This window comes from Pedobacter chitinilyticus, assembly GCF_003313385.1.
Taxonomy (GTDB): domain Bacteria; phylum Bacteroidota; class Bacteroidia; order Sphingobacteriales; family Sphingobacteriaceae; genus Pedobacter; species Pedobacter chitinilyticus.
Window position 1 is genome coordinate 731,021 of record NZ_QMHN01000002.1, and the last position, 24,694, is coordinate 755,714.

General features: G+C 38.3%; 25 protein-coding genes. 5 read left to right on the plus strand and 20 right to left on the minus strand.

The genetic code is table 11. The features are described 5' to 3' along the window. Position 1: 1 nt before the first annotated feature. A complete protein-coding gene (locus DUT70_RS09920; protein WP_113647157.1) occupies positions 2–1,711 on the plus strand; it encodes a RagB/SusD family nutrient uptake outer membrane protein in 1,710 nt (569 codons plus the stop codon). Positions 1,712–1,798: 87 nt separating this feature from the next. On the opposite strand, the gene DUT70_RS09925 is transcribed toward DUT70_RS09920, so the two are convergent. The 4 genes from DUT70_RS09925 to DUT70_RS09940 form a co-directional block, all read right to left on the minus strand. Beyond that, positions 1,799–2,791: an ABC transporter ATP-binding protein gene (locus DUT70_RS09925; RefSeq protein ID WP_113647158.1), complete on the minus strand. Its 993-nt coding sequence runs from the start codon at positions 2,789–2,791 to the stop codon at positions 1,799–1,801. A 215-nt stretch (positions 2,792–3,006) separates the two neighbouring features. Then, the gene (locus tag DUT70_RS09930; RefSeq protein WP_113647159.1) at positions 3,007–3,810 is read right to left on the minus strand and encodes an outer membrane beta-barrel protein; all 804 of its coding nucleotides are present in this window, start codon (positions 3,808–3,810) and stop codon (positions 3,007–3,009) included. A gap of 164 nt (positions 3,811–3,974) precedes the next feature. Then, positions 3,975–4,694, minus strand: coding sequence for a hypothetical protein (locus DUT70_RS09935; RefSeq protein WP_128353345.1), 720 nt, complete (start codon positions 4,692–4,694; stop codon positions 3,975–3,977). Positions 4,695–4,725: 31 nt separating this feature from the next. Next, positions 4,726–5,295 carry an RNA polymerase sigma factor gene (locus DUT70_RS09940; RefSeq protein ID WP_113647228.1) on the minus strand — a complete coding sequence of 190 codons (570 nt, stop codon included), beginning with the start codon at positions 5,293–5,295 and terminating at the stop codon, positions 4,726–4,728. Between the two features lie 521 nt (positions 5,296–5,816). Here DUT70_RS09940 and DUT70_RS09945 point away from each other — a divergent pair. Beyond that, on the plus strand, positions 5,817–6,188 hold the full coding sequence (locus tag DUT70_RS09945; protein ID WP_113647161.1) for a DoxX family membrane protein: 372 nt from the start codon (positions 5,817–5,819) through the stop codon (positions 6,186–6,188). A 58-nt stretch (positions 6,189–6,246) separates the two neighbouring features. Here DUT70_RS09945 and DUT70_RS09950 read toward each other — a convergent pair whose 3' ends face one another. The 6 genes from DUT70_RS09950 to DUT70_RS09975 all read right to left on the minus strand — a co-directional run bounded on the left by DUT70_RS09950 (position 6,247) and on the right by DUT70_RS09975 (position 12,663). Continuing rightward, positions 6,247–8,130, minus strand: a complete 1,884-nt coding sequence (locus DUT70_RS09950) for a DUF4139 domain-containing protein (protein ID WP_113647162.1) — start codon at positions 8,128–8,130, stop codon at positions 6,247–6,249. A gap of 215 nt (positions 8,131–8,345) precedes the next feature. After that, complete coding sequence (lepB, locus tag DUT70_RS09955; RefSeq protein ID WP_113647163.1) at positions 8,346–9,539, minus strand: signal peptidase I; 1,194 nt, start codon at positions 9,537–9,539, stop codon at positions 8,346–8,348. A 3-nt stretch (positions 9,540–9,542) separates the two neighbouring features. Continuing rightward, the gene (dapB, locus tag DUT70_RS09960) at positions 9,543–10,286 is read right to left on the minus strand and encodes a 4-hydroxy-tetrahydrodipicolinate reductase (RefSeq protein WP_113647164.1); all 744 of its coding nucleotides are present in this window, start codon (positions 10,284–10,286) and stop codon (positions 9,543–9,545) included. After that, a complete protein-coding gene (locus tag DUT70_RS09965; RefSeq protein WP_113647165.1) occupies positions 10,283–10,951 on the minus strand; it encodes a DUF5683 domain-containing protein in 669 nt (222 codons plus the stop codon). The genes dapB and DUT70_RS09965 overlap by 4 nt, the downstream gene beginning before the upstream one ends. Beyond that, entirely contained in the window at positions 10,951–11,850 is a 900-nt protein-coding gene (locus DUT70_RS09970) for a ParB/RepB/Spo0J family partition protein (RefSeq protein WP_113647166.1), read from the minus strand. The genes DUT70_RS09965 and DUT70_RS09970 overlap by 1 nt, the downstream gene beginning before the upstream one ends. Positions 11,851–11,859: 9 nt before the next feature. Then, positions 11,860–12,663 (minus strand): ParA family protein, encoded by an 804-nt coding sequence (locus DUT70_RS09975; RefSeq protein WP_113647167.1) that lies wholly within the window; start codon positions 12,661–12,663, stop codon positions 11,860–11,862. Positions 12,664–12,840: 177 nt separating this feature from the next. Here DUT70_RS09975 and DUT70_RS09980 point away from each other — a divergent pair, with 177 nt between their 5' ends. Next, positions 12,841–13,362, plus strand: coding sequence for an NADPH-dependent FMN reductase (locus DUT70_RS09980; protein WP_113647168.1), 522 nt, complete (start codon positions 12,841–12,843; stop codon positions 13,360–13,362). Between the two features lie 131 nt (positions 13,363–13,493). Here DUT70_RS09980 and DUT70_RS09985 read toward each other — a convergent pair whose 3' ends face one another. Together DUT70_RS09985 and DUT70_RS09990 are read right to left on the minus strand one after the other, a co-directional pair. Next, positions 13,494–14,561: a DUF2891 domain-containing protein gene (locus tag DUT70_RS09985; RefSeq protein WP_113647169.1), complete on the minus strand. Its 1,068-nt coding sequence runs from the start codon at positions 14,559–14,561 to the stop codon at positions 13,494–13,496. Between the two features lie 80 nt (positions 14,562–14,641). Further along, on the minus strand, positions 14,642–15,094 hold the full coding sequence (locus DUT70_RS09990) for a hypothetical protein (RefSeq protein ID WP_113647170.1): 453 nt from the start codon (positions 15,092–15,094) through the stop codon (positions 14,642–14,644). 125 nt (positions 15,095–15,219) lie between these two features. Between DUT70_RS09990 and DUT70_RS09995 the strand changes: the two genes are divergently transcribed. Next, positions 15,220–16,851 carry an ABC transporter substrate-binding protein gene (locus DUT70_RS09995; protein ID WP_113647171.1) on the plus strand — a complete coding sequence of 544 codons (1,632 nt, stop codon included), beginning with the start codon at positions 15,220–15,222 and terminating at the stop codon, positions 16,849–16,851. A gap of 13 nt (positions 16,852–16,864) precedes the next feature. Here the strand turns inward: DUT70_RS09995 and DUT70_RS10000 are convergent, their stop codons facing one another. The 8 genes from DUT70_RS10000 to DUT70_RS10035 form a co-directional block, all read right to left on the minus strand. Continuing rightward, entirely contained in the window at positions 16,865–17,083 is a 219-nt protein-coding gene (locus DUT70_RS10000) for a cysteine-rich CWC family protein (RefSeq protein WP_113647172.1), read from the minus strand. A gap of 227 nt (positions 17,084–17,310) precedes the next feature. Further along, entirely contained in the window at positions 17,311–19,695 is a 2,385-nt protein-coding gene (locus DUT70_RS10005) for a ribonucleoside-diphosphate reductase subunit alpha (RefSeq protein WP_113647173.1), read from the minus strand. 123 nt (positions 19,696–19,818) lie between these two features. After that, a complete protein-coding gene (locus DUT70_RS10010) occupies positions 19,819–20,790 on the minus strand; it encodes a ribonucleoside-diphosphate reductase small subunit (protein WP_113647174.1) in 972 nt (323 codons plus the stop codon). Positions 20,791–21,168: 378 nt separating this feature from the next. After that, complete coding sequence (locus DUT70_RS10015) at positions 21,169–21,558, minus strand: septal ring lytic transglycosylase RlpA family protein (RefSeq protein ID WP_113647175.1); 390 nt, start codon at positions 21,556–21,558, stop codon at positions 21,169–21,171. Between the two features lie 146 nt (positions 21,559–21,704). Beyond that, positions 21,705–22,148: a 50S ribosomal protein L9 gene (gene rplI, locus DUT70_RS10020; RefSeq protein ID WP_113647176.1), complete on the minus strand. Its 444-nt coding sequence runs from the start codon at positions 22,146–22,148 to the stop codon at positions 21,705–21,707. 10 nt (positions 22,149–22,158) lie between these two features. Continuing rightward, on the minus strand, positions 22,159–22,422 hold the full coding sequence (gene rpsR / locus DUT70_RS10025; RefSeq protein WP_097132857.1) for a 30S ribosomal protein S18: 264 nt from the start codon (positions 22,420–22,422) through the stop codon (positions 22,159–22,161). Continuing rightward, positions 22,422–22,781 carry a 30S ribosomal protein S6 gene (gene rpsF, locus DUT70_RS10030; protein ID WP_113647177.1) on the minus strand — a complete coding sequence of 120 codons (360 nt, stop codon included), beginning with the start codon at positions 22,779–22,781 and terminating at the stop codon, positions 22,422–22,424. Before rpsF ends, rpsR begins: the two co-directional genes overlap by 1 nt. A gap of 247 nt (positions 22,782–23,028) precedes the next feature. Beyond that, positions 23,029–23,619 (minus strand): hypothetical protein, encoded by a 591-nt coding sequence (locus DUT70_RS10035; protein ID WP_113647178.1) that lies wholly within the window; start codon positions 23,617–23,619, stop codon positions 23,029–23,031. Between the two features lie 174 nt (positions 23,620–23,793). Here DUT70_RS10035 and DUT70_RS10040 point away from each other — a divergent pair, with 174 nt between their 5' ends. After that, entirely contained in the window at positions 23,794–24,663 is an 870-nt protein-coding gene (locus DUT70_RS10040; protein WP_113647179.1) for an AraC family transcriptional regulator, read from the plus strand. The last annotated feature ends 31 nt before the right edge of the window (positions 24,664–24,694 follow it).

Genomic DNA, 24,694 nt, shown 5'->3' on the forward strand with positions numbered 1-24,694 from the left:
AATGAAAAAGATATTAACGATATTACTTATAACGCTTGCGGTATCTTCTTGTAAGGTTGATAGAGAACCTTATGGTTCGATGAGATCGAAAGAGATATCAGCCAATCCAGAAGAATCAATTGATGGTTTATTAAATGGAACCTATGCCCAGCTTAAAGCTTGGTCAGATCCAATGCATCGTTTAGGCGAATATGCTGGCGATAATATTGTGATTAGGGGATCTTCTACTGATGCTTTTTATGAATTTATCTCTTTTGCGAGAACGCCCAACAATGGCAGATTAACCACTTTTTGGGATAGCAGCTATAAAGCCATTGCTCAGGCGTCAAACATCATTAACATGATCCCTCTTGGAAAAAATGCCACTTTAGATAGCAAAATTGGAGAATGCTATTACATCCGTGGAATGATGTATTTTTATCTGGTTCGAGCATATGGTCGTCCGTATTATCAAAACCCAGAAACCAATTTGGGCGTTCCAATTGTAAATGGTACACCAGAAGACCTTAAAAATGCCACTTTTCCAGATAGATCTACCGTAAAAGCAACTTATGAGCAAGCCATTGCTGACTTAAAAAAGGCAGAGGAGTTAATTACTGTAAATAGAGGTCCTATTTTTGCATCCAAAGCAGCTGCTCAAGCCATGCTTTCAAGAGTGTATCTTTACATGAGCGGAACTTACGAAAATCCAAATCAAGCTTTTGCACAACTAGCCGTAGATTATGCCAATAAAGTGATCAGTTCTCCTCAATACAGTTTATTACCTAGAGAACAGTTCATGAAATACAATACCTACACGCCAGAAAACAACAAGGAAACGATCTTTGCGATTAAACGCGTTGCCTCAGAATTCTCTGGCTTCGATCACTATTATGGTGTAGGCGGTATGTACTCGAACATTGGAGGCATGGGCTGGGGAGAAATGTATTCCAGCGCTAAATACCTTGCGCTTTTGGATGAAACCGGAAGAAATGATTGGAGACCTAACAAATATAAAATTGTAGATGCAAGAGCTGCCTTTATTGAGCCTACTTACTCCAAAAACTCATCGGGCGCTACTACTGAAGTTTTCAGATTCATTAAAGACGATGTTAACAATACCTCTAACTATGTGCAACTAAACACCACCCGTAATGGCGGTAACATTACTTGCGCTGAAGGAACAAACGTTTTTACCTTAACACCAATTGATGCTACCCAAGAAATTTACAGCATCACTTATAAAGATGGTAAAACTTATACTGGGGTAATCGACAACTTCATTACCTTAAATCGCGTATATCCGCAGTTTTATATTGTAAAATGTTCTCGTGAAGGCGAAGACTCTCAACTACACTCACCGCTGATCAGCAGATTGGGAGAAGTTTATTTAAACAGAGCTGAAGCCTATGCTAAATTGCAAAACTATACTTCGGCACTTAACGATTTAAATACCATCAGAAACCGCTCAATTGTAAATGGTGGCTACACTTCTTTAAATGCAACCAATGCTGGCGAAAGAATTGATAAAGAAAGACAACTAGAACTAGCTTATCAAGCTGAGCGTAGTTTCGACGTTTTCCGAAATGGGAAAGCACTTACTAGAGCTTATCCTGGACCACAAAGCCAAACTGCTAGTATTGCGGCTACAGACTTTAGGGTAGTTTACTATATTCCGCAAAGTGCCATAAACGCCTATGCTGGAAAGCTAACCCAAAATCCTACTCAATAAAAATTTAAGGCCACAGATGCACAGATAAAATATTTCTTAAATAGATTTCTTAGAAATCTGTGTATCTGTGGTTAATTGTTAATAATGTTAAAATTCCAAAAAGCGGCCAATGTGTACATACACTTGGTCGTTTTTTTTATGCTCGCCGCTGTTCAGTTGCAAGGCCCTAATGTGCACGCCATTTCTTTCCAAAAGCAATTCATCATAAAAACCTTTGTAGTAAATGTCTCTTACATTAAATTTCTTGGCCGACCAACTTGCTTTTAACTCTACCCATTCTGGATAAAAACAAACCTGCTCCTTCGTTACCTTAAGTTCTAGCTGTTGTGCTTGTTGCTTAGAAAGTACCACTGCATTGCCCAACATTTTGGCAGTGTAGGTACTGGTTGGATGGTTGTAAACTTCTCTTGGCCTGCCCTCCTGCTGCAATTTGCCTTCTTTTAAAATCACCAAACGATCTGCCATAAACAAACCATCCGTAGCATCATGCGAAACCATGATGATGGTCAATCCAGTTTCTTTCGACAAACGCTTGATATCTGCCCGCAGCTGGTTCTTTAAAATAGCATCAACCTGCGAAAAAGGCTCATCCAACAACAACACTTTAGTATCGCTCACCAATGCCTTAGCAATGGCAACGCGTTGTTGTTCGCCCCCACTCAGTTCAATAATCTTTTTGTTTTTTAGGGCGGTGATGCGCAAATGCTCCATTACCTCCATGGTTTTTTGCTGCTTAAACGCCACATTGGTGTTAGAAAGCATAGAGGCAATATTATCATACACCTTGGCGTAAATGTTCAGCGAAAAATCCTGAGTCACCATTTTCATATCGACATGCCCAGGAATAAGCTGCTCATCGGGCCCCTTCACACGTTTCCCATTAAATAACACCTCGCCTTCATCTACTTTCAATAAACCATAAATAGATTTTAACAGAGTAGATTTACCACTACCACTTTCGCCAATGATGGCAACAATTTCGCCCGCTTGAATATCGAAACTAACTTCAGAAATACCCGATAATTGATCGGCTTGATGTTGCTTAGTTAAGTTCTGGATGCTTAAGATTTGTTCACTCACGGCATAAAGATAGAGAAAGTACAGAAGTAATGGAGACCGAAAGTTGGAAAGTTAAGATTGTACTCGCATTTGTCTAATGGCTTTTCACTTTTCCGATTTACTGGCTTGCAATAAAAAATCCTGCCCCTTAAAAAGAGCAGGACGTTTAATTTGTGTGTTGTGTATGTTATTGTTTGGTTTTAACCAATAACTATTGAGCGTTTTTTAAAGCCTGTTTAATTCAATCCAAACGTTAAACCAAACGACATGCTTTTTAAGCCTTTTTGTGCATCCGTATCAAACATATCGTTGGCGTTGTATTTAGCAAATAAACCTAAGCCTCCGTAGCCAATTCTCACTGTACCTCCGTAACGGAAAGGCGCAAAATGGTAATCATCTTTTATTTTCACCTTACCGAACTCATCGCTGATCTGTTTAACCTTTCCACCTAATAAAAATCCTATTTCAGGTCCAATTACAAATCTAAAACGCTTACCGTGGTTGTTTTCCTTAGTTCTAAACTCAAAGTTTAATGGTATATGAACGTAACTGCTTGAGAAACGGTTTTTACTAAAAATCACATCCTCTTCCTTAAACTCTAAAGTTGGTTTGTTTTTTTGGATCGTAATGTCTCTGTCCAAGCGAATATGCGTCCAATCAAAACCACCTGCCAAATAAATTTTAAAGTGGTTGTTAAACCTATAGCCAAACTGCAAAACATCAAAAGAAAGTGTACTTGTTTTCCAAGGTTTATAGTCAAGAAAATCATTGGCCGACGATAAGGTGAAACTGCCATTGTCAATCAATTTGGCCAAACCAATATCCAAACGTGTAAAGGTAATCCCCCCCACAAAGCGGCCTTTATTTTGATCAACCTTGCCCGTACTATCTTTCTTCTCACCTATGGTAATGCCAACGCCGTAGTTAATCTCAAACTTTTTGCGTTTCACGCTATCTTTAACCTCTTGCGCTTTTAAGCTTCCTGCTGCCATAAAAGTAAGTCCACTTACCAATACAACTTTTAAAATTAGATGTTTCATTTGTGTGTTTGTTTATGTTGTTATAAGGTTGGAAAGTTGAAATGTTGGAAGGTCCTTTAATCCCAAATCCTGCTCCTATTTATTATTTATTTCTAGGCTGGAAGTTGAAAGATTAAACGGCTATAAAATCATCCTGCTAATCCTTTAATCCCAAAATCCTGCTCCTATTTATTATTTTTCTTATTCAATTTAACAAAGCCAATATTCAATCCAATAATCGATGAATTATCATCATCATCCGTATTAAATTTGATCAGCTTCTTTTCTCTTTTATCTACCTTTTCAACCACATAGTTAATCAAATCGCCCATGTTACGTATGCCTTTTTTATTCGCTTCAACAGCTTGATCTGCGGTATCGTCATCAGTCAACTTACCTAAGTTAGCCATCATGGTTTCGTTATTCGAAATTGCATTCACATCTGGAACTACATTTGCCGTGTTCACTACATCCAAGGCTTTAACTTCGGCTCGTTTAATAGGTAGATGCTCATTTGAAGTAGATGGTTGCACCAAGGCAATATTATTTTTTGGCTCCTCTACCAAGTTCGCCAAAACGGCTGCTGGCACCTCCTGTTTTGCAAGGATGCGATTAGCCACCGCATGTACCTTAGGGCTAGCAGCAGGTGCGGTATCATTTGCTGCACTTGCTACTTCAACAGTCGAAACGGGTTGCGCTACCACAGATTGTACTGCCGCAACTTCTGTAGTGGTGCTTTGCAGATAAATCTTTTCTCCGCTTTGCATAAACATCACAGCCGATGCCACTACCACCACGCTGGCCGCTGCCACCCACATCAATGGGAACTTACGCTTAGGTTTAACACCTAATTGCCCCTCAATATTGGCCCATAAATTTGCTGAGGGTTCAACCTCTGCATTCATAAATTTGTCTCTAAACAAATTGTCAAAATCATTATCCGGCATGTGTTGCATAACCAAAGCCCTCCAATTTTAAAATTTCCTGTTGTAAAATCGCCCTAGCTCTCGAAAGCTGCGATTTGCTTGCACCTTCTGTAATCCCTAAAGTTTCGGCAATTTCTTTGTGTGAGTATCCCTCAATCACGTACATGTTAAACACCATCCTGTAGCCATCGGCTAACTTCTGTATCACTTTCATCAAATCCTGCATCCCTAGGCTGCTAAAATCAAAACCGTTCGACGGTTGTTCATAAGCATCCTCAATAGGCACTACATTTAACGAGCGTAAATTCTTCCGGTAACTTTCAATAGCAGTGTTCACCATAATGCGGCGTATCCATCCCTCAAAAGAACCTTCCCCCTTAAACTCCCTCACCTTTTGAAAAATCTTTACATAACCCATCTGCAATACGTCCTCGGCCTCCATCCTGTCTTTAGCATAGCGCATACAAACCGCCAACATTTTCGATGCAGTCTGCCTGTATAGCATCTCCTGCATCTGCCTGTTGCCAGCCTTACAGCCTTCCATCAGTTCATCTAACGTATATAATTTAGCCACTTTCATTTGTTCGCTTGCATAAAGGTAGATGTAGGTTTCTACCAAAAGGTTGCAAGCACGTTAAAAAATATTTTTTTTTCAGAGGAAACACAACCATTCCACCTTTGGGAATAGCACTTTTTTGTTTTTCGAAAAGCAAAAATAGAAGTTCTTTGGTGATTTCAGCCCCGCTTTCGCTACAATCTTTTTGTTTGCTTTGCTGTTAAACCTTGTCATGCTGAGTTTATCGAAGCATTTATTAACAACCAATCCTTCGACAAACTCAAGATCACACCAACAAAAAGGATTTCCGCACAATCGGGTTTAGGTCACTAGGGTCAGGTAATCCTTTTGATATTCCGCTATTTCGAGCGCGGAGAAACCTAACCTCTATAAACAAATTGCTAAATTTCTCCTCGTTTGAAATGACGGACAGAACTGCGATCTTGCCTATTTCTCCAACTTGCGATCTTCCCCTCTACACACTGTTTCATTTCCGTCTTACTTTTAGTTAACTTTAAGTAAATCAAAAACTAAGAACTAAACTAATGAAAATTGTAAAACTAATTTTATGCGTACTTTTTGGGCTAATGTTCATTAACGCAGGGCTCGACAAATTTTTTCATTTTTGGCCAATGCCGAAATTAGAAGGAGAAGTATTAAAAGCGGGCATGGCAATGGGTACAATTAAATGGCTAATGCCATTAATTGCAGTAATAGAACTATTGGGCGGATTACTATTTGCCATTCCAAAAACACGTGCGCTGGGAGCCATTGTCATTTTACCTGTAATGGTCGGTATCGTTCTGCACAATGCTACCTACATGCCCGAAGGCTTGGCCATTGCCGGTCCGATGTTATTGATTAACCTTTGGATGATTTTTGACAACCGGGGCAAGTACAAACCAATGGTAAACTAATTTAAATACGATTTATACTTACGAAGTTTTAAAAATTTCGTAAGTCTAATCAATGCTATTACTCAATATTAACAGGTCTGTTCTTCGGATACTTCACTTGATATTTCAGGTCTAACTTTTTCTGTTCATTAGGCTGCAACAAAAACTGCCAAATCAACTTACCAGTAACCTCATCCAATTTCGCTTTCGAAAGTTCCTGCTTCTCAACACTAATATCGCTATTGGTTGCTACAGGGATTTGGTCTTCTATTGTTAAGTTAATGGCTTGGCTTTTTCTGTTCTTCATCTCAATTACAAAATGCCTGCTATCCTTTTGCGACGAACCAATAAACTGCCTTTCGGTATATCCTTTCTGCTTCTCACGCTTTACCGAAACGTTTTTATCAACCCCCAACGATATCGTCAGTGTATCCGCTTGTTGTACATCCAACAAGGTTTTGCCCAAATAAGTTCCCTCAAAGAAAATATTAGCTTCGCCACTAATCAAATTAATATCATTAAAATCGGTGATTTTAGCGGTCAAAAAAGCATCAGCAGACACTTTTGGAACAGCATAATATTCGTATGCCGCTTTAAAGTCGTAGTTACCTATATCTACCGCCGCTTGTTTGCCATCACTCAAAATGGTATAAGGCATTTTAATTTCAAAGCTCACATTGGTTTGTTTTTCTACGCTGGCTACTTCCAACGGAACAGAAGCAATTGAACTTGTTCCCCTAACACGCACTTGAAGACCTGCCGCCCGTCCCTGTAAAGCATCATCAATTTTCTTATTATACCCTGTTACCACCACTTCTTGCAAGGCCTTTGTATCTTGTTTCAACCGTACATTTAATTGCCCGTAAGAAGCCGTCAACTCCTGCGAATCATAACCGATATAAGAAAACACTAATTGATTTGCACCAACAGGCATTTGTATCGAATAATTACCATCTGGATCAGTAACTGTACCTACCGATGAATTTTTAACCCTTATAGAAACACCTGGCAAGGCAGAATTGTCAGTGTTGTCTACCACCTTGCCTTTAACCAAATTAGAAGTTGCCGCAGTTGGATTAAAAAACGAATATCCAGCACTTAAATAACCCAATGAATAAGTTGGCAACTTTGGCTTTTCATTATTATTAGAAGGGTTTCCAGAAGACAAAGTGAGTTTTACATTTTTCCAATCTTCGCCCGAATTTTGGCTAACGTTGGCTTTATAAACCAACTGTATTGGGCTGGCAACATCAATTGCCCTAATATCATAACTTGGATACCAGCTGGCATTTTTCACCAAGTAAGTCAATGTGAATTTACCTTTGGTAGCCGTTTTGGTAGAAACCTTAACCACTACATCGCTCGCATTACCAATAGGCTTGCCATCTACCTCTGCAATTTGTCTATTTAATTTATTAAGTTGCTCCTGTAGCTGATTGATTTCCTTTTCTATCGAAATCTGTTTGGCCTTCGCTTCGCTTAAACGTTGCTTCTGAAAATCTAACGCAGCTTTAAGTTTAACCAAATCGTAATTTACATTTGGTCCCATTACCGTTTGGTTCTTCATCAACATTTCCTCTTCCGATTTATAAACGGCAATTTCATTTCTCAATGCCATCATCTTATCCGAAATTTCTCCTGCCTTGGCTTCTAGTGTGAGCTTTTGTTCTGATTTTTTCTTTTCTAGTAAGAAATTATTTTGGCGTGTAACCGATAAAATGGTGAAACTTCCTTCGCCTTTGGCTTGTAAACTTTGGGTTTCAATACTAGAAGAAAGCCCCGAAAAAACCAGTAAGCTCACCCCTTGAGGCAGTTCCACCAAATCTGACTGACGTAGCACTTGGGCACCGTTCATGAACACCGTCACACCAGCGATTTTAGAATTTACATTGATTTGATTGTCTTGTGCAAAAACTGCGAAATGAATAAAGAGCAGCAATGCAGATAGTAGTTTCTTTCCCATATTTAATGAATTTATACTACCATGATGCAAGCGCTCTTCAATTTACATAACGTCAAATAAAAAAGACATCTTTTTTAGAATGGCAAACCGTTAATGACTTTAAGACTTACGAAGTTTATAAAACTTCGTAAGTCTAACCTAAATTCAGCGCATAAAAAAGGCATCACTGTTAGAGTGATGCCTTTAAAACTTTTGTCATTGCAATGACGCTTTGCCTAATGGATGCCTTTAAAAATCCTGCTCCATCTAATTTTGTTCAGGAATGAACCTTCACCATCTAAGCTCAGCCAAATAAATAACGCTTTGCCCACAATGTGGTCTTCAGGAACAAAGCCCCAATAGCGTGAATCGGCAGAAGCATGACGGTTATCGCCCATCATCCAATAGTAATTCATTTTAAAAGTATAAGTTGTCGCTTTTTGACCATTTATCATCCAGTCGTTACCTACCTTCTCTAATTTATTTCCTTCGTAAATACGGATAGCTCTTTCATATAATGGCATGTTTAAACTATCCAATTTCACTGTCCATCCTTTTTTAGGAACTACAAATGGTCCGTAGTTGTCTAAATTCCATTTTCTATTTTTATCATGGGGAAAAATCAATGGATCGTACTCTTCCGACGGTGTCAATTCTTCAGTCACTGATTTAATGTAAGGAGACTTTTTCAATTCCTTAACCAAATCTGGCGTTCCTTCAAATCTAAAAACCGTAGGCAATGCCGTAGGACCAATTTTAAAGCCCATATCTTCGAAAAGCTTCAAATTTACTTCAGCAGTATTGAACTCCACAGTATAACCAAAACCTCCAGTACCAACTAAAGGTGACGGCGTACCATTTACTACAGCTAAACCATTTCTCATCGCAATAGTATCACCAGCAATAGCGATACAGCGCTTAATAAAATTTTCACGTTTATCAACGGGTCTGCTCACTACATGAAACTGCGACCAAATCGATTCCCTGCTTTCACCTCTTAGTTGCATTTGATAATAGTTATCATCCTGCCTTTCTAACACCACGGTATCTCCCTCTGGGAAATTGAAAACCACCACATCATTACGTTTGATATCCTGAAAACCAGGCAACCTTCTATATTTCCATTGTACCCCATCCCAATAAGCTTTGGTACCAGTTAACGGCATGGTGTGGTGCGCAAAAGGGAAGGCTATAGGAGTCATGGGTACACGAGCGCCATAGTTTACCTTACTTACAAAAAGGAAGTCGCCAACTAAAAGTGAGCGTTCCATAGAACCAGAAGGAATGGTGTAGGCCTCAATAAAAAACACACGGATAATGGTTGCCGCAACCACCGCAAATACAATGGCATCAACCCATTCTCTAGTCTTCGTTTTTTTCTTTTTAGGCTTGTCTGAATCTTTTCTTTTTTGCCAGAATTTCCAATTCATTGCTTAATCTCTAAAATTAAATATATCAGCTATGCTGTAAAAACCTTTTTTATTTTGTAGCCATTCTGCGGCTACTACTGCACCTAAAGCAAAACCTGCCCTGCTGTGTGCGGTGTGTTTAATCTCAATATCATCAACCTCTGAACTGTACACTACAGTGTGCGTTCCCGGTACGTTCTCTATCCTAAGCGACTCGATAAGGAGTTGATCATTTCTTAGTTTTTCTGAAATTGGCGTTCCTTCCAATTCATTTACCCACTCCTTTTTATTGTCCATCTCTTCAATAATCCCCTCCGCAATGGTCATGGCAGTACCACTTGGCGCATCCAATTTTTGGGTATGATGTATTTCTTCCACCTGCACCTCATAAGCTGGATAATTGTTCATCAATTTAGCCAACACTTTATTCAAATGGAAAAAGATATTCACCCCAATGCTAAAGTTAGAGCCATAAAGTAAAGTATTGTTACTGGCTTCGCAATCATTTTTAATTCGTTGCAGTTCGCCGTACCAGCCTGTAGTGCCTACTACTACGGGCACATTTGCTTCAAAGCATTTATAAATATTGTCTACTGCGGCATGTGGCGCACTAAAATCGATGGCTACATCAGCCTTTTCCAAATTGTCAACGGTTAAATCATCCAGATTTTCGATTCCTATTTTAAGCACAATTTCGTGCCCTCGCTCCAAAGAAAAACGTTCGATAATTTGGCCCATTTTGCCATAGCCTAAAAGCGCTATTTTCATAATTTAAGCGTAAGTTTTAATGCCGGCGCAATATTAAGGCCGTACATCGTGTTTGTGTTGATGATAGAAGGCGATAACTTGATAGATAAGCTCTCGTCAACGTTGAAATATTTTAAACGAGCGGTAACATAAGCATCCAGGACATTCAGTCCATATAAACCTACCAAGGAGATCAAAACGACTTCTCGGTTACGTTTATAAATATTTTTAGCTACAGTAAGCGCATTAACATCTGGATATTGTGTTAAACCATTATTCGGGTCGGGGGCATTGTTGTTCGCCTGACGGTATTGTAGCTCTCTCAGAAATCGCTTATAGTTATTGTTGTTATCGATGTATGACATTACCAGTATGGTTCCTCCAGCATAGATAGCCCCGATTTTACCAATGAGGTAAATTTTTTGGCCGATTCTTTTACCTTCAGTCCTACCGTTTTTCACGTCATCCACCACTAAGCCATAATTATATAGCTGTCCAAGTCCAGGAAACATTAATGATCGGTATACTGCTTTTTTCCCTGCAATTTTGCCTTGGTTAACATATTTTGCAGGCGCAATGGTATCTAATTTAGCGGTAGTATCTTGCTTTGCAGGGCTCACAGGTTTCTGCGCATTTACCTGGGCAAACGTGAAACAAATGACTACAGAAAGCAATAATGCTCGCATTACCAATCTAACAGTTCTAAAATTCGATTAAGATCATCGTTGCTTACAAAAGGAATTTCAATAGCCCCTTTGCCATTATCTTTTACCTTTAGCTTAACGTTGGTCGCAAATTTTGAGGCCAAATCGTTCTGCAGTTTTTGATACTCAAAAGAAACTGCTTCTACTTTAACTGGCGCTTTTACTTGCACCTGGTGAATCCCACGAACGAGTTCTTCTACCTTACGTACCGACAGTCCTTTATCAATAATTTCCTGATGGATAAAAAGTTGCTTTTCTTCGTCATCCACAGAAATAAGTGCACGAGCGTGCCCCATCGATATTTTATTATCGCGAATAGAAGCCTGAATAGCAGGAGGTAATTTTAACAAACGTAGATAGTTGGCAACTGTTGTACGGTTTTTACCTACACGTTCTCCTAACTGCTCAGCCTTTAGGTTACATTCATCTATCATTTGCTGAAAACTCAAGGCTACTTCAATGGCGTTTAGGTTTTCACGCTGTATGTTCTCAATCAATGCCATTTCCAACATCTGTTGGTTATCGGCAGTACGAATATAAGCTGGAATTTCTGTTAAGCCAGCAAGTTTAGAAGCTCTAAATCTACGTTCACCAGAAATCAATTGATATTTATCACCGTTTTTACGTACGGTAATAGGTTGGATCAATCCTTGTACTTTAATCGAATCAGCTAGTTCATTAAGTGCTACCTGATCAAATTCAGTACGCGGCTGATAAGGGTTTGTTTCAATATCAGCAAGGCTAATATGGCTAATACTGCCAACTTGTGGCGTTGCTGGTGAGGCAGTTTCTACGGCAGGCTTAACGGCATTTACCGTTTCATTATCATCCAAAAGAGCACTTAATCCCTTGCCTAATCCGGTTTTTCTTTGAAAAGTCATCTATAAATATTAAATACTTGCTGTTTTTACTTCCTGCTCTGCATCAAGCAATCCGTTTTTACGAACAATTTCTCTTGCTAAGTTTAAATAGTTGATTGCGCCTTTACTATTGGCATCGTGCATAATTACTGATATACCGTAGCTTGGGGCCTCACTTAAACGGGTGTTACGCTGAATAATGGTTTCAAATACCAAATCTTGGAAATGTGTTTTTACTTCTTCAACCACTTGATTAGACAAGCGTAATCTCACATCGTACATGGTTAAAAGAATTCCTTCTATTTCCAAAGCTGGATTTAACCTGTTTTGTACAATTTTAATGGTGTTCAATAATTTACCTAAACCTTCTAAGGCGAAATACTCACATTGTACGGGAATAATTACCGAATCGGCAGCGGTTAGGGAGTTTATGGTAATTAAACCCAATGATGGAGAACAATCGATAATGATGAAATCATATTGATCCCTTACCTTGTCCAATACCGCTTTCATTTTATACTCACGGTTGGTCAAGTTAATCATCTCGATTTCGGCACCTACTAAATCAATATGTGCTGGCAACAATTCGAGATTTGGCGTTTCCGTTTTTACAATGGCTTCTGATGGTTCAACATCATTGATAATGCATTCGTAAATGCTGTTCTTGATGTTTCTTGGGTCAAAGCCAATGCCCGAAGTAGAGTTAGCCTGTGGGTCTGCATCAACCAAAAGCGTTCTATATTCCAAAACGGCCAAACTAGCTGCTAAATTAATAGATGAAGTGGTTTTACCTACTCCTCCTTTTTGGTTTGCTAAAGCAATTATCTTACTCATTTATTCTCCTTGAAAACGCCACAACTTGTAATGGCTTAATTTTAAACTAAAAATCTTGAAAAAATGCTATTTTTGTGATGTTTAGGCATTTTTTAACAATTAGCTAAGATACAAACTAAAACTAAATATTAGTATCGGCGCTGTTTGTGTTTTACACATCTTATTAACAATTTTCCCATGGTAACCATCATCGCCGGCACTAACAGAACCAATAGCAATACGCTAAAAGTTGCTAAATATTATCAAAAAGAACTGGCTAAAAAGGGCTTACAAACCTCCTTGCTTGACTTAAAAGATCTTCCAGCAAATTTTATCGCCGAAGATTTATATGGAAAAAAATCTGAAGCCTTCGAAAAGATACAGGAAATGATGACCAATACCAGCAAATTTCTGTTCGTGATTCCCGAGTATAATGGCAGTTATCCTGGGGTATTAAAAGTACTGATTGATGCCTGTGCTTTCCCTGAAAGTTTCTATGATAAAAAGGCTTGCTTGGTAGGTATCTCCTCTGGAAAATACGGCAATATTAGAGGAATTGAGCATTTCAATGGGGTTTGCGCCTACTTGCACCTACATGTAATGCCGTTACGTTTACACATCTCCTACATCAAACAGGAGATTAACGAAAACGACGAGCTCTTTAAAGAGGATACATTAAAGTTCACAGACCAACAGATGGATAAGTTTATTGCTTATTGAGTCGGTAAGTCAGAAAAGTAGAAAGACCGAAAGTTGGCCGAGCCATTAGCTCAGGTTAATTGTTTAATTGGTTAACTGGTTAACTGAACCTAGCTCCTAATTACTAATCCCTAGTTCCTAACCGCTAATCCCTATTTCGCTAAGGCATAAACTGCAAATGAGGCCAACCAATGGTCGCCGCCGTAATTTCCTTTAAAGATCAAAGGCAAAGCATTTGCCAAGAAATGATTAGCGGTATCTTCAAAATGTTTCTTAAGTGGATGGCTTTTTGGAAGTTGAGCGGCAACTCCTTTCATACACCAAGCTCTCGTAAACGAAAGACCAACCAAATGCACGGTTTGATAATCACTTAAATCGCTCACAATAGGCATTTCACTAATACGTTTGATGCTTCTTTCTTCGTAGAAATTATCGAACCATTTGATAAAATCATCTTTAGCCAAAACCCGTCTCATTAAATCAGCAATTTCCAAGCTCGGCGAAAAGAAATCAGCACCGTCAGGTTCCATATAAGCGGGTGTTTTTTGGTTATCGAGATAGAAATTTTTGGCTTTATCCATTAGCTGTATTTCAAAAAACTTATCGTTTACCGCTCGTGCCCAATCTATCGCAAACACCAAAGCAAAGGCGGTATTGCCGTGCACACCCGTGCGGTTCGGATAAGTTTGTTTAGGTAAATAAGCTTTCCAAAGCTCTAAAATCTGTTTGGTGAGTGGCTGTAGTGCGGCATGCCATTTTTTGGCCATTGGGTTATCCCATTCTACCAATTCCTGATCTAATTTTAGCAACCAGGCCCAACCATAAGTACGCTCAAATATCTTAGCCAGCTCGTATTTTTGAAAGTAGTCCGCCTCCGCCTGCATATTTTGTAGGGTAAACGTTTTATTAAGCTTGGCGATGATCTCTTCTTTATTTTTGAGATTTGGATAAGTGCGCAATAAATGCACCAGCATCCAATGTCCATGTACCGAACTATGCCAATCGAAACAACCGTAAAATGCTGGATGCAATTCTGCAGGCGTCAACTTAGCATCGGCTACCGAATTAATACTATGTGCCGTTTTATTAGGATATTCCTTATCCATACAGCGGAGTGGCAACACAGACAGCTTTTCGGCAATCTCTTTATCTAATTTAGGAACGGTTTGGGCAAACCCAAATGAAGAAAGCATCAATAAGAACAGTAATATTTTTTTCATATAGTAGCTATTTTATGTTACTAAGAAATCTCTTTAGCCAATTAGCATCTTTATTCCTTGCTCCTTTATCCTTATTCCATTTAAACCGTAAACCTAATCCATTTATCTCCTTCGTAGCCAAAAATAAAATGTCCTGGGTGGATCATTTCGGCAATGTCTTCGACTAATGAAACTCCTTCTAATGCTTTGTTAGTTTTATAATCATCTGCTAAAAGGCAAACCCTGTTAAATTTCACCGCAGGCCATTCTTCACTCATCAGTACGGGGGCTGTCCTCATTAAATCGCCAAGTTGCCTTCCTTGTTCATGGAAAATAATATAAACTGCTTCCAGCGGTGAAGTCGTTAACACAGCTCCGCCTAATTCGGCAAAAGACGACAACTCAATATGGGGTTGACCTAAGGTATCTAAAAAACAAACAGGCACTTTATCCATGAACTTGATTTTATGTTCAACAATGGCCAAACGTTCCAACAATTCCTCTCGCAATTCGGCATTATTTTCAGCATTTATAAGTTCACTTAAAGAAGGCATGTTTTATGTTATTAGTTTACGAAAAAATTAACCATTAAGAATATTAAGAAAAAGTAGTTTTGTTACCTCGAAAACTTAATGTACCTTAACTTTCTAATTGTACAAAAATAGTATTTCCCTTTTCGATGCGTGCCATTAAGCTCAATATATTTTGTTTTTGCTGTATCATTCTTTTATTCTCGTGTAAAAGCGATAAAGATGGCGACAAAAAAGTATTCAATATCAATCTCGATCAAAACCTAACTTCATTAGACCCTGCTTTTGCTCGTAACCAAAATGCCGTTTGGATGATTAACCAAATTTTTAATGGCTTGGTACAGGTGGATAAGGACTTGAACACGATTCCCTGCATTGCCAAAACCTGGCAAATCTCTAACGATGGGCTGACTTATACCTTTAATCTGCGCAATGATGTCTTTTTTCAGGACGACCCTTTGTTTAAAAATGGTAAAGGCCGAAAAGTAGTGGCTGATGATTTTGCTTATAGTTTTTACCGACTGATTGATCCGAAAGTAGCTTCTTCTGGCGGATGGATTTTTAGCGACAAGGTGAAGGACCGTAGCAGTTTCACGGCTTTAAACGACACTACCTTTCAAATAACACTGGTAAAGCCCTTCCCTGCTTTTATGAACTTATTGACGGCTCAATATTGTTCGGTTGTTCCCAAGGAAGTGGTGGAACATTATGGAAAGGATTTCAGAAATCATCCTGTGGGCACTGGGCCTTTTAAGTTTAAATATTGGAAAGAAGATGAGGTATTGGTGCTGCTTAAAAACGAAAACTATTTTGAGAAAGATAGCAGTGGTAATCGCATGCCTTTTTTAGATGCGGTGAAGGTGACTTTTATTAACGACAAACAAAGTGCGTTTATGAATTTCCTTAAAAAGGATCTAGATTTCTTTTATAGTGTTGATGGCAGCTACCGCGATGATATTTTAACCAAAAGTGGTCAAATGACCAGTAAATACAAAGGTGAATTTCAATTGATCAAGGGAGCTTATTTATGCACGGAATATGTAGGTATTTTGGTAGATCCAGATAAAGATATCGTTAAAAATTCGCCACTACGATTTAAAAAAGTTAGACAGGCCATTAACTACGCCATTGACCGCAAAAAACTAATCAAATACCTTCGCAACAGCATAGGCACGCCAGCCACATCGGGTTTTATTCCCAAAGGGATGCCTGGTTTTGACAGCACTAAAGTAAAAGGTTACGATTACAATCCTGCGTTAGCAGCCAAATTACTTGCCGAAGCTGGTTTTGCCAATGGCAAAAGAATGCCAGAAATTAAATTGAGTACCTCAACTACCTACAAAGACCTGATCGAATTTATCCAAGGAGAATTGGGGAATATTGGCATTAGGGCAAAAGTTGACGTAAGTCCAAGTGCAAGCTTAAGAGACTTGATGTCGAAAAACGAGGTGGGCTTTTTCAGAGGTTCGTGGATTGCCGATTATCCAGATGGGGAGAATTACCTTTCAGTATTTTATTCTAAAAACAAAGTTCCTTTTGGGCCTAACTACACCGGATATTTCAATAAGGAATTTGACAAGCTTTTTGAGCAAAGCTATTATGAAAATGATCCGAAAAAACGTTTTGAGCTTTACCACAAAATGGATAATATGGTATTAGAAAATGCTTCGGTAGTACCTATTTTATATGACCAATCTGTAGTGATGTTACAAAACAACATTAGTGGCTATGTGATTAATCCGCTAAGCTTAATGATTTTAAAAGGGGTGAAAAAGAAATAAGCAGTCTCTTTAGCTAACCTAATTCTTCCCGATATTCTTGTTGTAATTCCAGCAGGCATTTTGCGCAAAGACAACCGTCATACAGTTCACTCACGTATTGTACTTCGTTAATGCTTAATTGCACCACGCTACACTGACATTTGGTATAGGCGTTGGCCTTACACTCAATAGCAGTCCCACATCGCTCGCAAGCAATAATTTCGTGTTTACTATGTTTTTGAATGTTGTTCATTAGTTCATTGATTCACTAGTTCACTTGTCGTGATGGAGAATACTAATTAACCAATGACAAATCAACCAATGAACTAAAGACAAAAGTACGGACAAAAAATAAGGTTCTGAACTTTCGTCCAAAACCTTACTTTGTTTTTATATTTTGTCATTCCGAGGAACGAGGAATCTATTTTTTGTAGCACAACTTACAGATTCTTCACTTTGTTCAGAATGACAACTAGCGGATTACCCCGAACAGCTAATGCAACCTTCTTCCATTGAACAAACTGGTCCGTCTACAATTTCCTCTGCAACTTGATCTTGAGGAATATTTGCAGGAATTACAGCTTCAATTGCTTTACCACCTTGGTTTTCTACCGTAAACTTAACTGCTTGAGAAGCCGCTTGTGTACGTAGGTAGTACATACCCGTTTTCAATCCTTTTTTCCAAGCATAGAAGTGCATTGAAGTTAGTTTTGAAGTATTTGGTGCATTGATAAATAAGTTTAATGATTGAGATTGGCAAATATATGCGCCTCTATCAGCAGACATATCAATGATGTTCTTCATCTTAATTTCCCAAACTGTTTTGTACAGTTCTTTGATATAATCAGGAATTTCTGCAATGTCTTGAATAGAACCGTTAGCTAAGATAATTCTATCTTTCATTTGAGGGCTCCACAAACCTAAAGCCACTAAGTCTTTCAATAAGTGTTTGTTTACCACGATAAACTCACCACTTAATACCCGACGGGTATAGATATTTGAAGTGTATGGCTCAAAACACTCGTTGTTTCCTAAGATTTGAGAGGTTGAAGCGGTTGGCATTGGTGCTACCAATAATGAATTGTATACACCTGTTTTTACCACACGTTTGCGTAAGGCATCCCAATCCCAACGGTTGCTATCTGGTGTAACGTTCCATAAGTCGAACTGGAATTTCCCTTTAGATAGTGGAGAACCTTTGAAAGTTTTATATGGACCATGTTTCACCGCCAAATCAGCCGAAGCAGTCATTGCAGCAAAATAGATGGTTTCAAAAATGTCTTTGTTCAATTGTTTAGCGGCATCGCTTTCGAAAGGATAACGCATTAAGATAAAGGCATCAGCCAAACCTTGTACGCCTAAACCAATTGGACGGTGACGGAGGTTTGAGTTTTCGGCCTCTTTTACTGGATAGTAATTATGATCGATGATTTTATTCAAGTTCAAAGCAGCCTGATAAGTTACCTCGTATAATTTTTGATGATCAAACTCACCATTGATTACGAAACGAGGCAATGCCAATGATGCCAAATTACATACCGCTACTTCATCTTTAGAGGTATACTCGATAATCTCGGTACACAAGTTAGAAGACTTGATAGTTCCTAAGTTTTGTTGGTTCGATTTGCTGTTTGCAGCATCTTTATACAACAAATAAGGGGTTCCAGTTTCAATTTGAGAATCTAAAATAGCGAACCAAAGTTCTTGTGCTTTTACTACTTTACGAGCTCTTCCTTCTTGCTCATATTTAACATATAGCTTGTTGAATTCTTCGCTATGGCAATCTGCTAAACCAGGAGCCTCATCTGGAGAGAACAAGCTCCAATCACCATTCTCTTCTACACGTTGCATGAATAAATCAGAAATCCAAAGTGCATAGAACAAGTCACGAGCACGCATTTCCTCTTTACCATGGTTTTTACGCAAATCCAAGAATTCGAAAACATCAGCATGCCAAGGCTCTAAATAAATAGCAAAGGCGCCTTTACGTTTACCACCACCTTGATCTACATAACGAGCGGTATCATTAAAAACACGTAACATTGGCACAATACCGTTACTTGTACCGTTAGTTCCGCCAATATAAGCTCCAGTTGCACGGATATTGTGGATGCTTAGACCAATACCACCTGCGCTTTGAGAAATTTTAGCAGTTTGCTTTAAAGTATCATAAATACCTTCAATGCTATCGTCTTGCATGGTTAACAAGAAACATGACGACATTTGAGGCTTTGGTGTAGCTGCATTGAATAAAGTTGGCGTAGCGTGTGTAAACCAACGCTCGCTCATTAAGTTATAAGTAGCAATAGCGCTTTCGATATCTTCTTTGTGGATACCGATAGCCACACGCATAAACAAGTGCTGAGGACGCTCAACAATTTGTCCATTAACTTTTAAAAGGTATGATTTTTCTAATGTTTTGAAACCGAAATAATCAAAGCCGAAATCTCTGTCGTAAATAATAGTACTGTCCAAAATTTCTGCATTATCTTGGATTACTTTCCATACGTCATCAGCAATTAAAGCTGAATCTTTTCCTGTTTTGGGATCAATGTAGTTGAACAACAACTCCATTGTTTTAGAAAACGATTTTAACGTGTTTTTGTGCAAGTTAGAAACAGCAATACGTGAAGCTAACAAAGCATAGTCAGGATGTTTAGTGGTTAAAGACGCTGCTGTTTCAGCTGCTAAGTTATCCAATTCAGAAGTGGTTACCCCATCGTACAAGCCTTCGATCACTTTTCTAGCTACATCAATTGGATCTACCAGTTCAGCATTAAAACCATAGCACAGCTTCTCTATCCTAGCTGTAATCTTGTCAAATTTCACCGCTTCACTGCGGCCGTCTCTTTTTATTACAAACATCCTTACTAAATTTTATGGTGCATATCTACATAGCGGCACCTGGTTTCAAAAATTTTATTAGTATTAAGATGAGATGTGAGTATAGAGCGTAATACTTTACACCTCGATCATCTTTTTTAATGGTTAAAAATCCTCGTCTAATGAGAAAGCTTGCGCTTTATCTTCTGAGGCAGTTAATACACCACTTTTTTGGTAATCGCCTACGCGTTTCTCAAAGAAGTTGGTTTTTCCTTGCAATGAAATCATTTCCATGAAATCAAAAGGATTGGTGGCATTATAAATCTTGGTATAGCCTAATTCTCCTAACCATCTATCCGCAACAAATTCAATATATTGTTTCATCAAGTCTGCATTCATACCAATTAGTTTAACCGGAAGTGCATCAGTAATGAAATCTTTTTCAATTTCTACAGCATCTTTAATGATGGTGTGTACTTGTTCTTGGCTAAGTTTATTTTGCAACATGCTGTACAATAGACATGCGAATTCACAGTGTGAACCTTCATCTCTAGAGATCAACTCGTTACTGAAAGTTAAACCTGGCATTAAACCACGTTTCTTTAACCAAAAGATAGAGCAGAAACTACCGCTAAAGAAAATACCTTCAACCGCGGCAAAAGCCACTAGTCTCTCCGCAAAAGTTCCATTATCTATCCAACGTAATGCCCACTCAGCTTTTTTCTTCACTGCAGGCACCGTGTCTATCGCATGGAAAAGTCTGTCTTTCTCTTCTGGATCTTTTACGTAAGTGTCAATCAGTAAAGCGTAGGTTTCAGAATGGATATTTTCCATCATGATTTGGAAACCATAGTAACAACGTGCTTCTGGAATTTGAACCTCACTCATAAAGTTAACCGCAAGGTTTTCGTTCACGATACCATCGCTGGCCGCAAAGAAAGCCAAAATATGAGAAATGAAATGACGCTCTCCGCTATTCAAATTCTCCCAATGCTTGATGTCGTCAGACAAATCAATTTCTTCCGCCGTCCAAAAGCTCGCTTCTGATTTTTTGTACATTTCCCAAATAGCAGGATACTTAATTGGCAATAGCACAAAACGGTCCTTGTTTTCCTTTAATAATAATTCTTCTTCCATAAACTCTCTTTTTACGTTGTTAGAAAATGTTTAGCAGCAGCATAAATGATATTCTTTAACAGTGAAACCGCCTAACAAACCGTACTTAGTTTACATAATTAAAAAAGTTGAGATTATCTGCTTTTTCAAACGAACTAAATAGCAATCAGTTATAACAATAATTGGGGTGCTTTCTATTAAAGAACTTCGTATAACAAATATAAAAGTTAGGGCTTTTTTTGGGCTACAAAGTTGTTAACATGTATCTGATTTTGTGGGGATTTCCGATCAAAATTCTGTCATAAACAGGGAAGAAAAAAGCTAATTATTTCTTTTTAAGCACTTATGAAATAAAAACGAGTGTTAATAATTTTAAAATGAGTCTAAATTCTAGCACTTTTACTCTTGCACGTAGGAGATTTCCACACGGGCGTAACCCAACCTGTAAATCCCTATTTCCTTGGCCGCAGCCACTGAAATATCCAAGGCAAACTTCTTACTGAAAGGACCTCTATCGTTTACCCTCACCTGTACAGTTTTGCCAGTATGCAGGTTGCGTACAGTAATTAAAGTACCAAAAGGTAAAGTGCGATGGGCTGCCGTAAATTTCTTGGCTCGATAGCGTTCACCACTGGTGGTTTTACGCCCTTCAAACTTTTTGGCGTAGTATGTAGTGAAAATGATTTTCTTAATGGTATCGGGAGCTTTAGATACGATGTCCTGCGCCCGGGCAGTAAAAACAAACAGGCATAAGCACAGTAATAATCTAACAGGTTTACAATATCTCATTAATACTCTATTTAGATTGCGGCCTCTTTTTAAAGAGGGGTAGCAAATATAGTAAAACGCTTAATTTATAAAAAGATAGACACTCTATATAAAACAAAAGCCCCTTCAGTAACCTGAAGGGGCTTTGTATTTTGTATAAGCTAAAATTACTCAGCTACTACTTCGAAAGGAACTTTTACTTTCACTTCTTTGTGTAAGTTCAAGTTCGCGATGTATTCGCCCAAAGTTTTAGGCTCAGTTTCGAAAGTAATACGACGACGGTCAACGTCAAAACCTTTAGCTTTTAATGCGTCAGCCACTTGGATCGTGTTAACCGCACCAAAGATTTTTCCTGTTTCACCAGCTTTAGCACCAATGCTTAATTTAACATCAGCCAACTTAGCTGCGATACCTTCAGCGTCTTTTTTAATTTTCTCTTGTTTAAAAGCAGCCTGTTTAAGGTTTTCTGCTAATACTTTCTTTGCAGAAGGAGTTGCTAAAATTGCAAAGCCTTGTGGAATTAAGTAATTACGACCAAAACCAGGTTTTACCGTTACGATATCATCTTTCTCACCTAGTGATTTGATATCTTGCTTTAAAATAATTTCCATTGCTCAGTTCCTATTTTAATTGGTCAGTAACGAAAGGCAACAAACCGATGTGACGAGCACGTTTTACTGCTTGAGCCACTTTACGTTGAAATTTCAAAGAAGTACCAGTTAAACGACGAGGTAAAATTTTACCTTGTTCGTTAACGAACTTCAATAAAAAGTTTGCGTCTTTATAATCAATGTATTTGATGCCATTTTTCTTGAAACGGCAATATTTTTTTCTGTTATCCTCCACTTTTGGAGCTGTAACATATTGAATTTGATCTCTTGCCATTACGCTGTAGCCTCCTCTTTCTTAGTTTTGTTAAAAGCTCCGCTACGTTTTTTCTCGTTGTAGGCAACCGCGTGACGGTCTAATCTTACAGTTAAGAAACGTAAAACACGCTCATCGCGTTTTAATTCTAGCTCTAACTTGTTAATGATTTCACCATTAGATTTGTATTCTGTAAGGTGAAAGAATCCGTTTGCTTTTTTGTCAATCGGATACGCTAATTTTCTCAAACCCCAATTATCTTCTGCGATAATTTCGGCTCCGCTATCAGAAATGATGCCTTTAAATTTGGCAATTGCCTCTTTTGCAGCTTCTTCTGACAACAATGGGGTAAGAACGATAACAGTTTCGTACTGATTCATTGTTTTTATTTAATTAATTTTTTAATCTATTCCGCTTAAAACGGGCTGCAAATGTAACAATATATTTCTATAAATCAAAGCGTTGTTTTGAAAAAGAAGGGAGCTACGAAATAGCAATTACCTAAATTTCATCTAAAGAACCTATAAAAAGCAACTACCCGCATATAAATGCCATTTTCATACTCCCAGAAAACAAAAAAGCACCTCCCCTTGGGGCGATGCTTTACTTATCAGAGTATATAGTTGTTTAAAGCTTGATGGTTTCTGAGAATTCCTGGTTGGCAGTCCTAACCACAAAAGTAAGCTGTCTTGAAGGTGTTCTGCTTACATCGTATTTCTTAATCACTTTTGCTTCGTTAGTATAAACATCCTCATGAAGTTTTTCATTAAACTCGTTATAGATGTCTACCTGCACTTCTCCTTCGGCTACACCATTTAAATTAAGGGTTACCACATCGTTCTCTTTCGCTAAACTTGGTTTTTTGAAAAGTTTCACCACTGGAACAGCTACTATTGCGCTATCAGCAGTAATATTGATTTGGTAAGTCACCGTTTTTAAAGGAGATTCCATTTTAAGGGTATAAAGCCCCACTGGCAAAGCACTTAGGTCGTAAGTTTTAAACTTATTACTCACCGTTTTTAGCCTTTGCTCGTAAAGCACCTCGTCAGTTGCCGAGTATAAAGTAAGGTCTATATTCTGGGATTCGTTGGTGATAAAGCTCACCCATTTGTTATTCTCTTTTGCTACTTTAACTAAAAGCTCCATGTCATCGGCTTTGGCAACATTTACCATCAATACCGAGAGGATTACTAAACTAAATCTGAATAAATTTTTCATTGCTGATTTATTTAAAATGTTAATACTTATTTAACAAGAGCAAATTTAGTTAGTAATCAGGCGCTTATTATGTTTCATATTTCCCAGTATATATGCTATTTTAACCATTAATATTAAATTAACATATAAAATTATCAATAACACATATATTTTGATTAATTTAGCGTTAAGAAAATGAAAAAAATCAAACCAAGCTTTGAAGCCATTGAGCCTTCCTTTGGAAGTTCCTTTTACTATTCGAAATACCTGCAAAACACCAATAACAAAGCACACGTTTGGCACTATCATCCAGAAGTGGAAATGGTGTTTGTAAATGGCGGCTCTGGAAAAAGGCAAATTGGTAGCCATATCTCTTATTATAATGATGGAGATTTGATATTGATTGGCAGTAACCTACCCCACTGCGGTTTTACCGACGAAACTACGGGCAATACCAATGAGGTAGTTATTCAAATGAAGCCAGATTTTTTGGGCACCGATTTTTTAACGCTAAAAGAAACCAAGGGGATTGCTACTTTATTTGAAAAAGCCAAGTATGGCATTGCTTTTGGCGAAGACACTAAAAAGCTTGTTGGCCCTATTCTTGAAAAAATGAACAACATGTGGCCTTTTGAAAAACTACTGGCTTTATTAGGTGTTTTGCGAGAGCTTGAACAGGCTTTTGATTATAAACTACTGAATGCACAAAATTTCTCCTTGGAGATGCAGGCCCAGGACAATGACCGCATCAGCATGATTTTTAATTACGTGAAAGACCACTTCACCGAGGAAATTAGCTTGGAGCAGGTTGCCGAAATGGCCAGCATGACCGTTCCTTCTTTTTGTAGGTATTTTAAAAAGATGACCAAAAAGACCTTTACCAAATTTGTGAATGAATACCGAGTGGTGCATGCCTCGAAACTTTTGGCCGAAAAAAGAACCAGCATAGCCAATATTAGTTACGAAAGCGGCTTCCACAACTTTAGCCATTTTAACAAGATATTTAAGGAGTTTACGGGGAAGAGTGCCTCGCAATATAGAAAAGAACTGAAGTCTATTATATAAGTATATAGTTTTCAGTTGGCAGTTCACAGTT

Bases quoted from the DNA above. Each gene is read 5' to 3' on its own strand.
- DUT70_RS09920 (WP_113647157.1), top strand. From the start codon at position 2: ATGAAAAAGATATTAACGATATTACTTATAACGCTTGCGGTATCTTCT.
- DUT70_RS09930 (WP_113647159.1), bottom strand. From the start codon at position 3,810: ATGAAACATCTAATTTTAAAAGTTGTATTGGTAAGTGGACTTACTTTT.
- DUT70_RS09935 (WP_128353345.1), bottom strand. From the start codon at position 4,694: ATGAATGCAGAGGTTGAACCCTCAGCAAATTTATGGGCCAATATTGAG.
- DUT70_RS09940 (WP_113647228.1), bottom strand. From the start codon at position 5,295: ATGAAAGTGGCTAAATTATATACGTTAGATGAACTGATGGAAGGCTGT.
- DUT70_RS09945 (WP_113647161.1), top strand. From the start codon at position 5,817: ATGAAAATTGTAAAACTAATTTTATGCGTACTTTTTGGGCTAATGTTC.
- DUT70_RS09950 (WP_113647162.1), bottom strand. From the start codon at position 8,130: ATGGGAAAGAAACTACTATCTGCATTGCTGCTCTTTATTCATTTCGCA.
- lepB (WP_113647163.1), bottom strand. From the start codon at position 9,539: ATGAATTGGAAATTCTGGCAAAAAAGAAAAGATTCAGACAAGCCTAAA.
- dapB (WP_113647164.1), bottom strand. From the start codon at position 10,286: ATGAAAATAGCGCTTTTAGGCTATGGCAAAATGGGCCAAATTATCGAA.
- DUT70_RS09965 (WP_113647165.1), bottom strand. From the start codon at position 10,951: ATGCGAGCATTATTGCTTTCTGTAGTCATTTGTTTCACGTTTGCCCAG.
- DUT70_RS09970 (WP_113647166.1), bottom strand. From the start codon at position 11,850: ATGACTTTTCAAAGAAAAACCGGATTAGGCAAGGGATTAAGTGCTCTT.
- DUT70_RS09975 (WP_113647167.1), bottom strand. From the start codon at position 12,663: ATGAGTAAGATAATTGCTTTAGCAAACCAAAAAGGAGGAGTAGGTAAA.
- DUT70_RS09980 (WP_113647168.1), top strand. From the start codon at position 12,841: ATGGTAACCATCATCGCCGGCACTAACAGAACCAATAGCAATACGCTA.
- DUT70_RS09985 (WP_113647169.1), bottom strand. From the start codon at position 14,561: ATGAAAAAAATATTACTGTTCTTATTGATGCTTTCTTCATTTGGGTTT.
- DUT70_RS09990 (WP_113647170.1), bottom strand. From the start codon at position 15,094: ATGCCTTCTTTAAGTGAACTTATAAATGCTGAAAATAATGCCGAATTG.
- DUT70_RS09995 (WP_113647171.1), top strand. From the start codon at position 15,220: ATGCGTGCCATTAAGCTCAATATATTTTGTTTTTGCTGTATCATTCTT.
- DUT70_RS10000 (WP_113647172.1), bottom strand. From the start codon at position 17,083: ATGAACAACATTCAAAAACATAGTAAACACGAAATTATTGCTTGCGAG.
- DUT70_RS10005 (WP_113647173.1), bottom strand. From the start codon at position 19,695: ATGTTTGTAATAAAAAGAGACGGCCGCAGTGAAGCGGTGAAATTTGAC.
- DUT70_RS10010 (WP_113647174.1), bottom strand. From the start codon at position 20,790: ATGGAAGAAGAATTATTATTAAAGGAAAACAAGGACCGTTTTGTGCTA.
- DUT70_RS10015 (WP_113647175.1), bottom strand. From the start codon at position 21,558: ATGAGATATTGTAAACCTGTTAGATTATTACTGTGCTTATGCCTGTTT.
- rplI (WP_113647176.1), bottom strand. From the start codon at position 22,148: ATGGAAATTATTTTAAAGCAAGATATCAAATCACTAGGTGAGAAAGAT.
- rpsR (WP_097132857.1), bottom strand. From the start codon at position 22,422: ATGGCAAGAGATCAAATTCAATATGTTACAGCTCCAAAAGTGGAGGAT.
- rpsF (WP_113647177.1), bottom strand. From the start codon at position 22,781: ATGAATCAGTACGAAACTGTTATCGTTCTTACCCCATTGTTGTCAGAA.
- DUT70_RS10035 (WP_113647178.1), bottom strand. From the start codon at position 23,619: ATGAAAAATTTATTCAGATTTAGTTTAGTAATCCTCTCGGTATTGATG.
- DUT70_RS10040 (WP_113647179.1), top strand. From the start codon at position 23,794: ATGAAAAAAATCAAACCAAGCTTTGAAGCCATTGAGCCTTCCTTTGGA.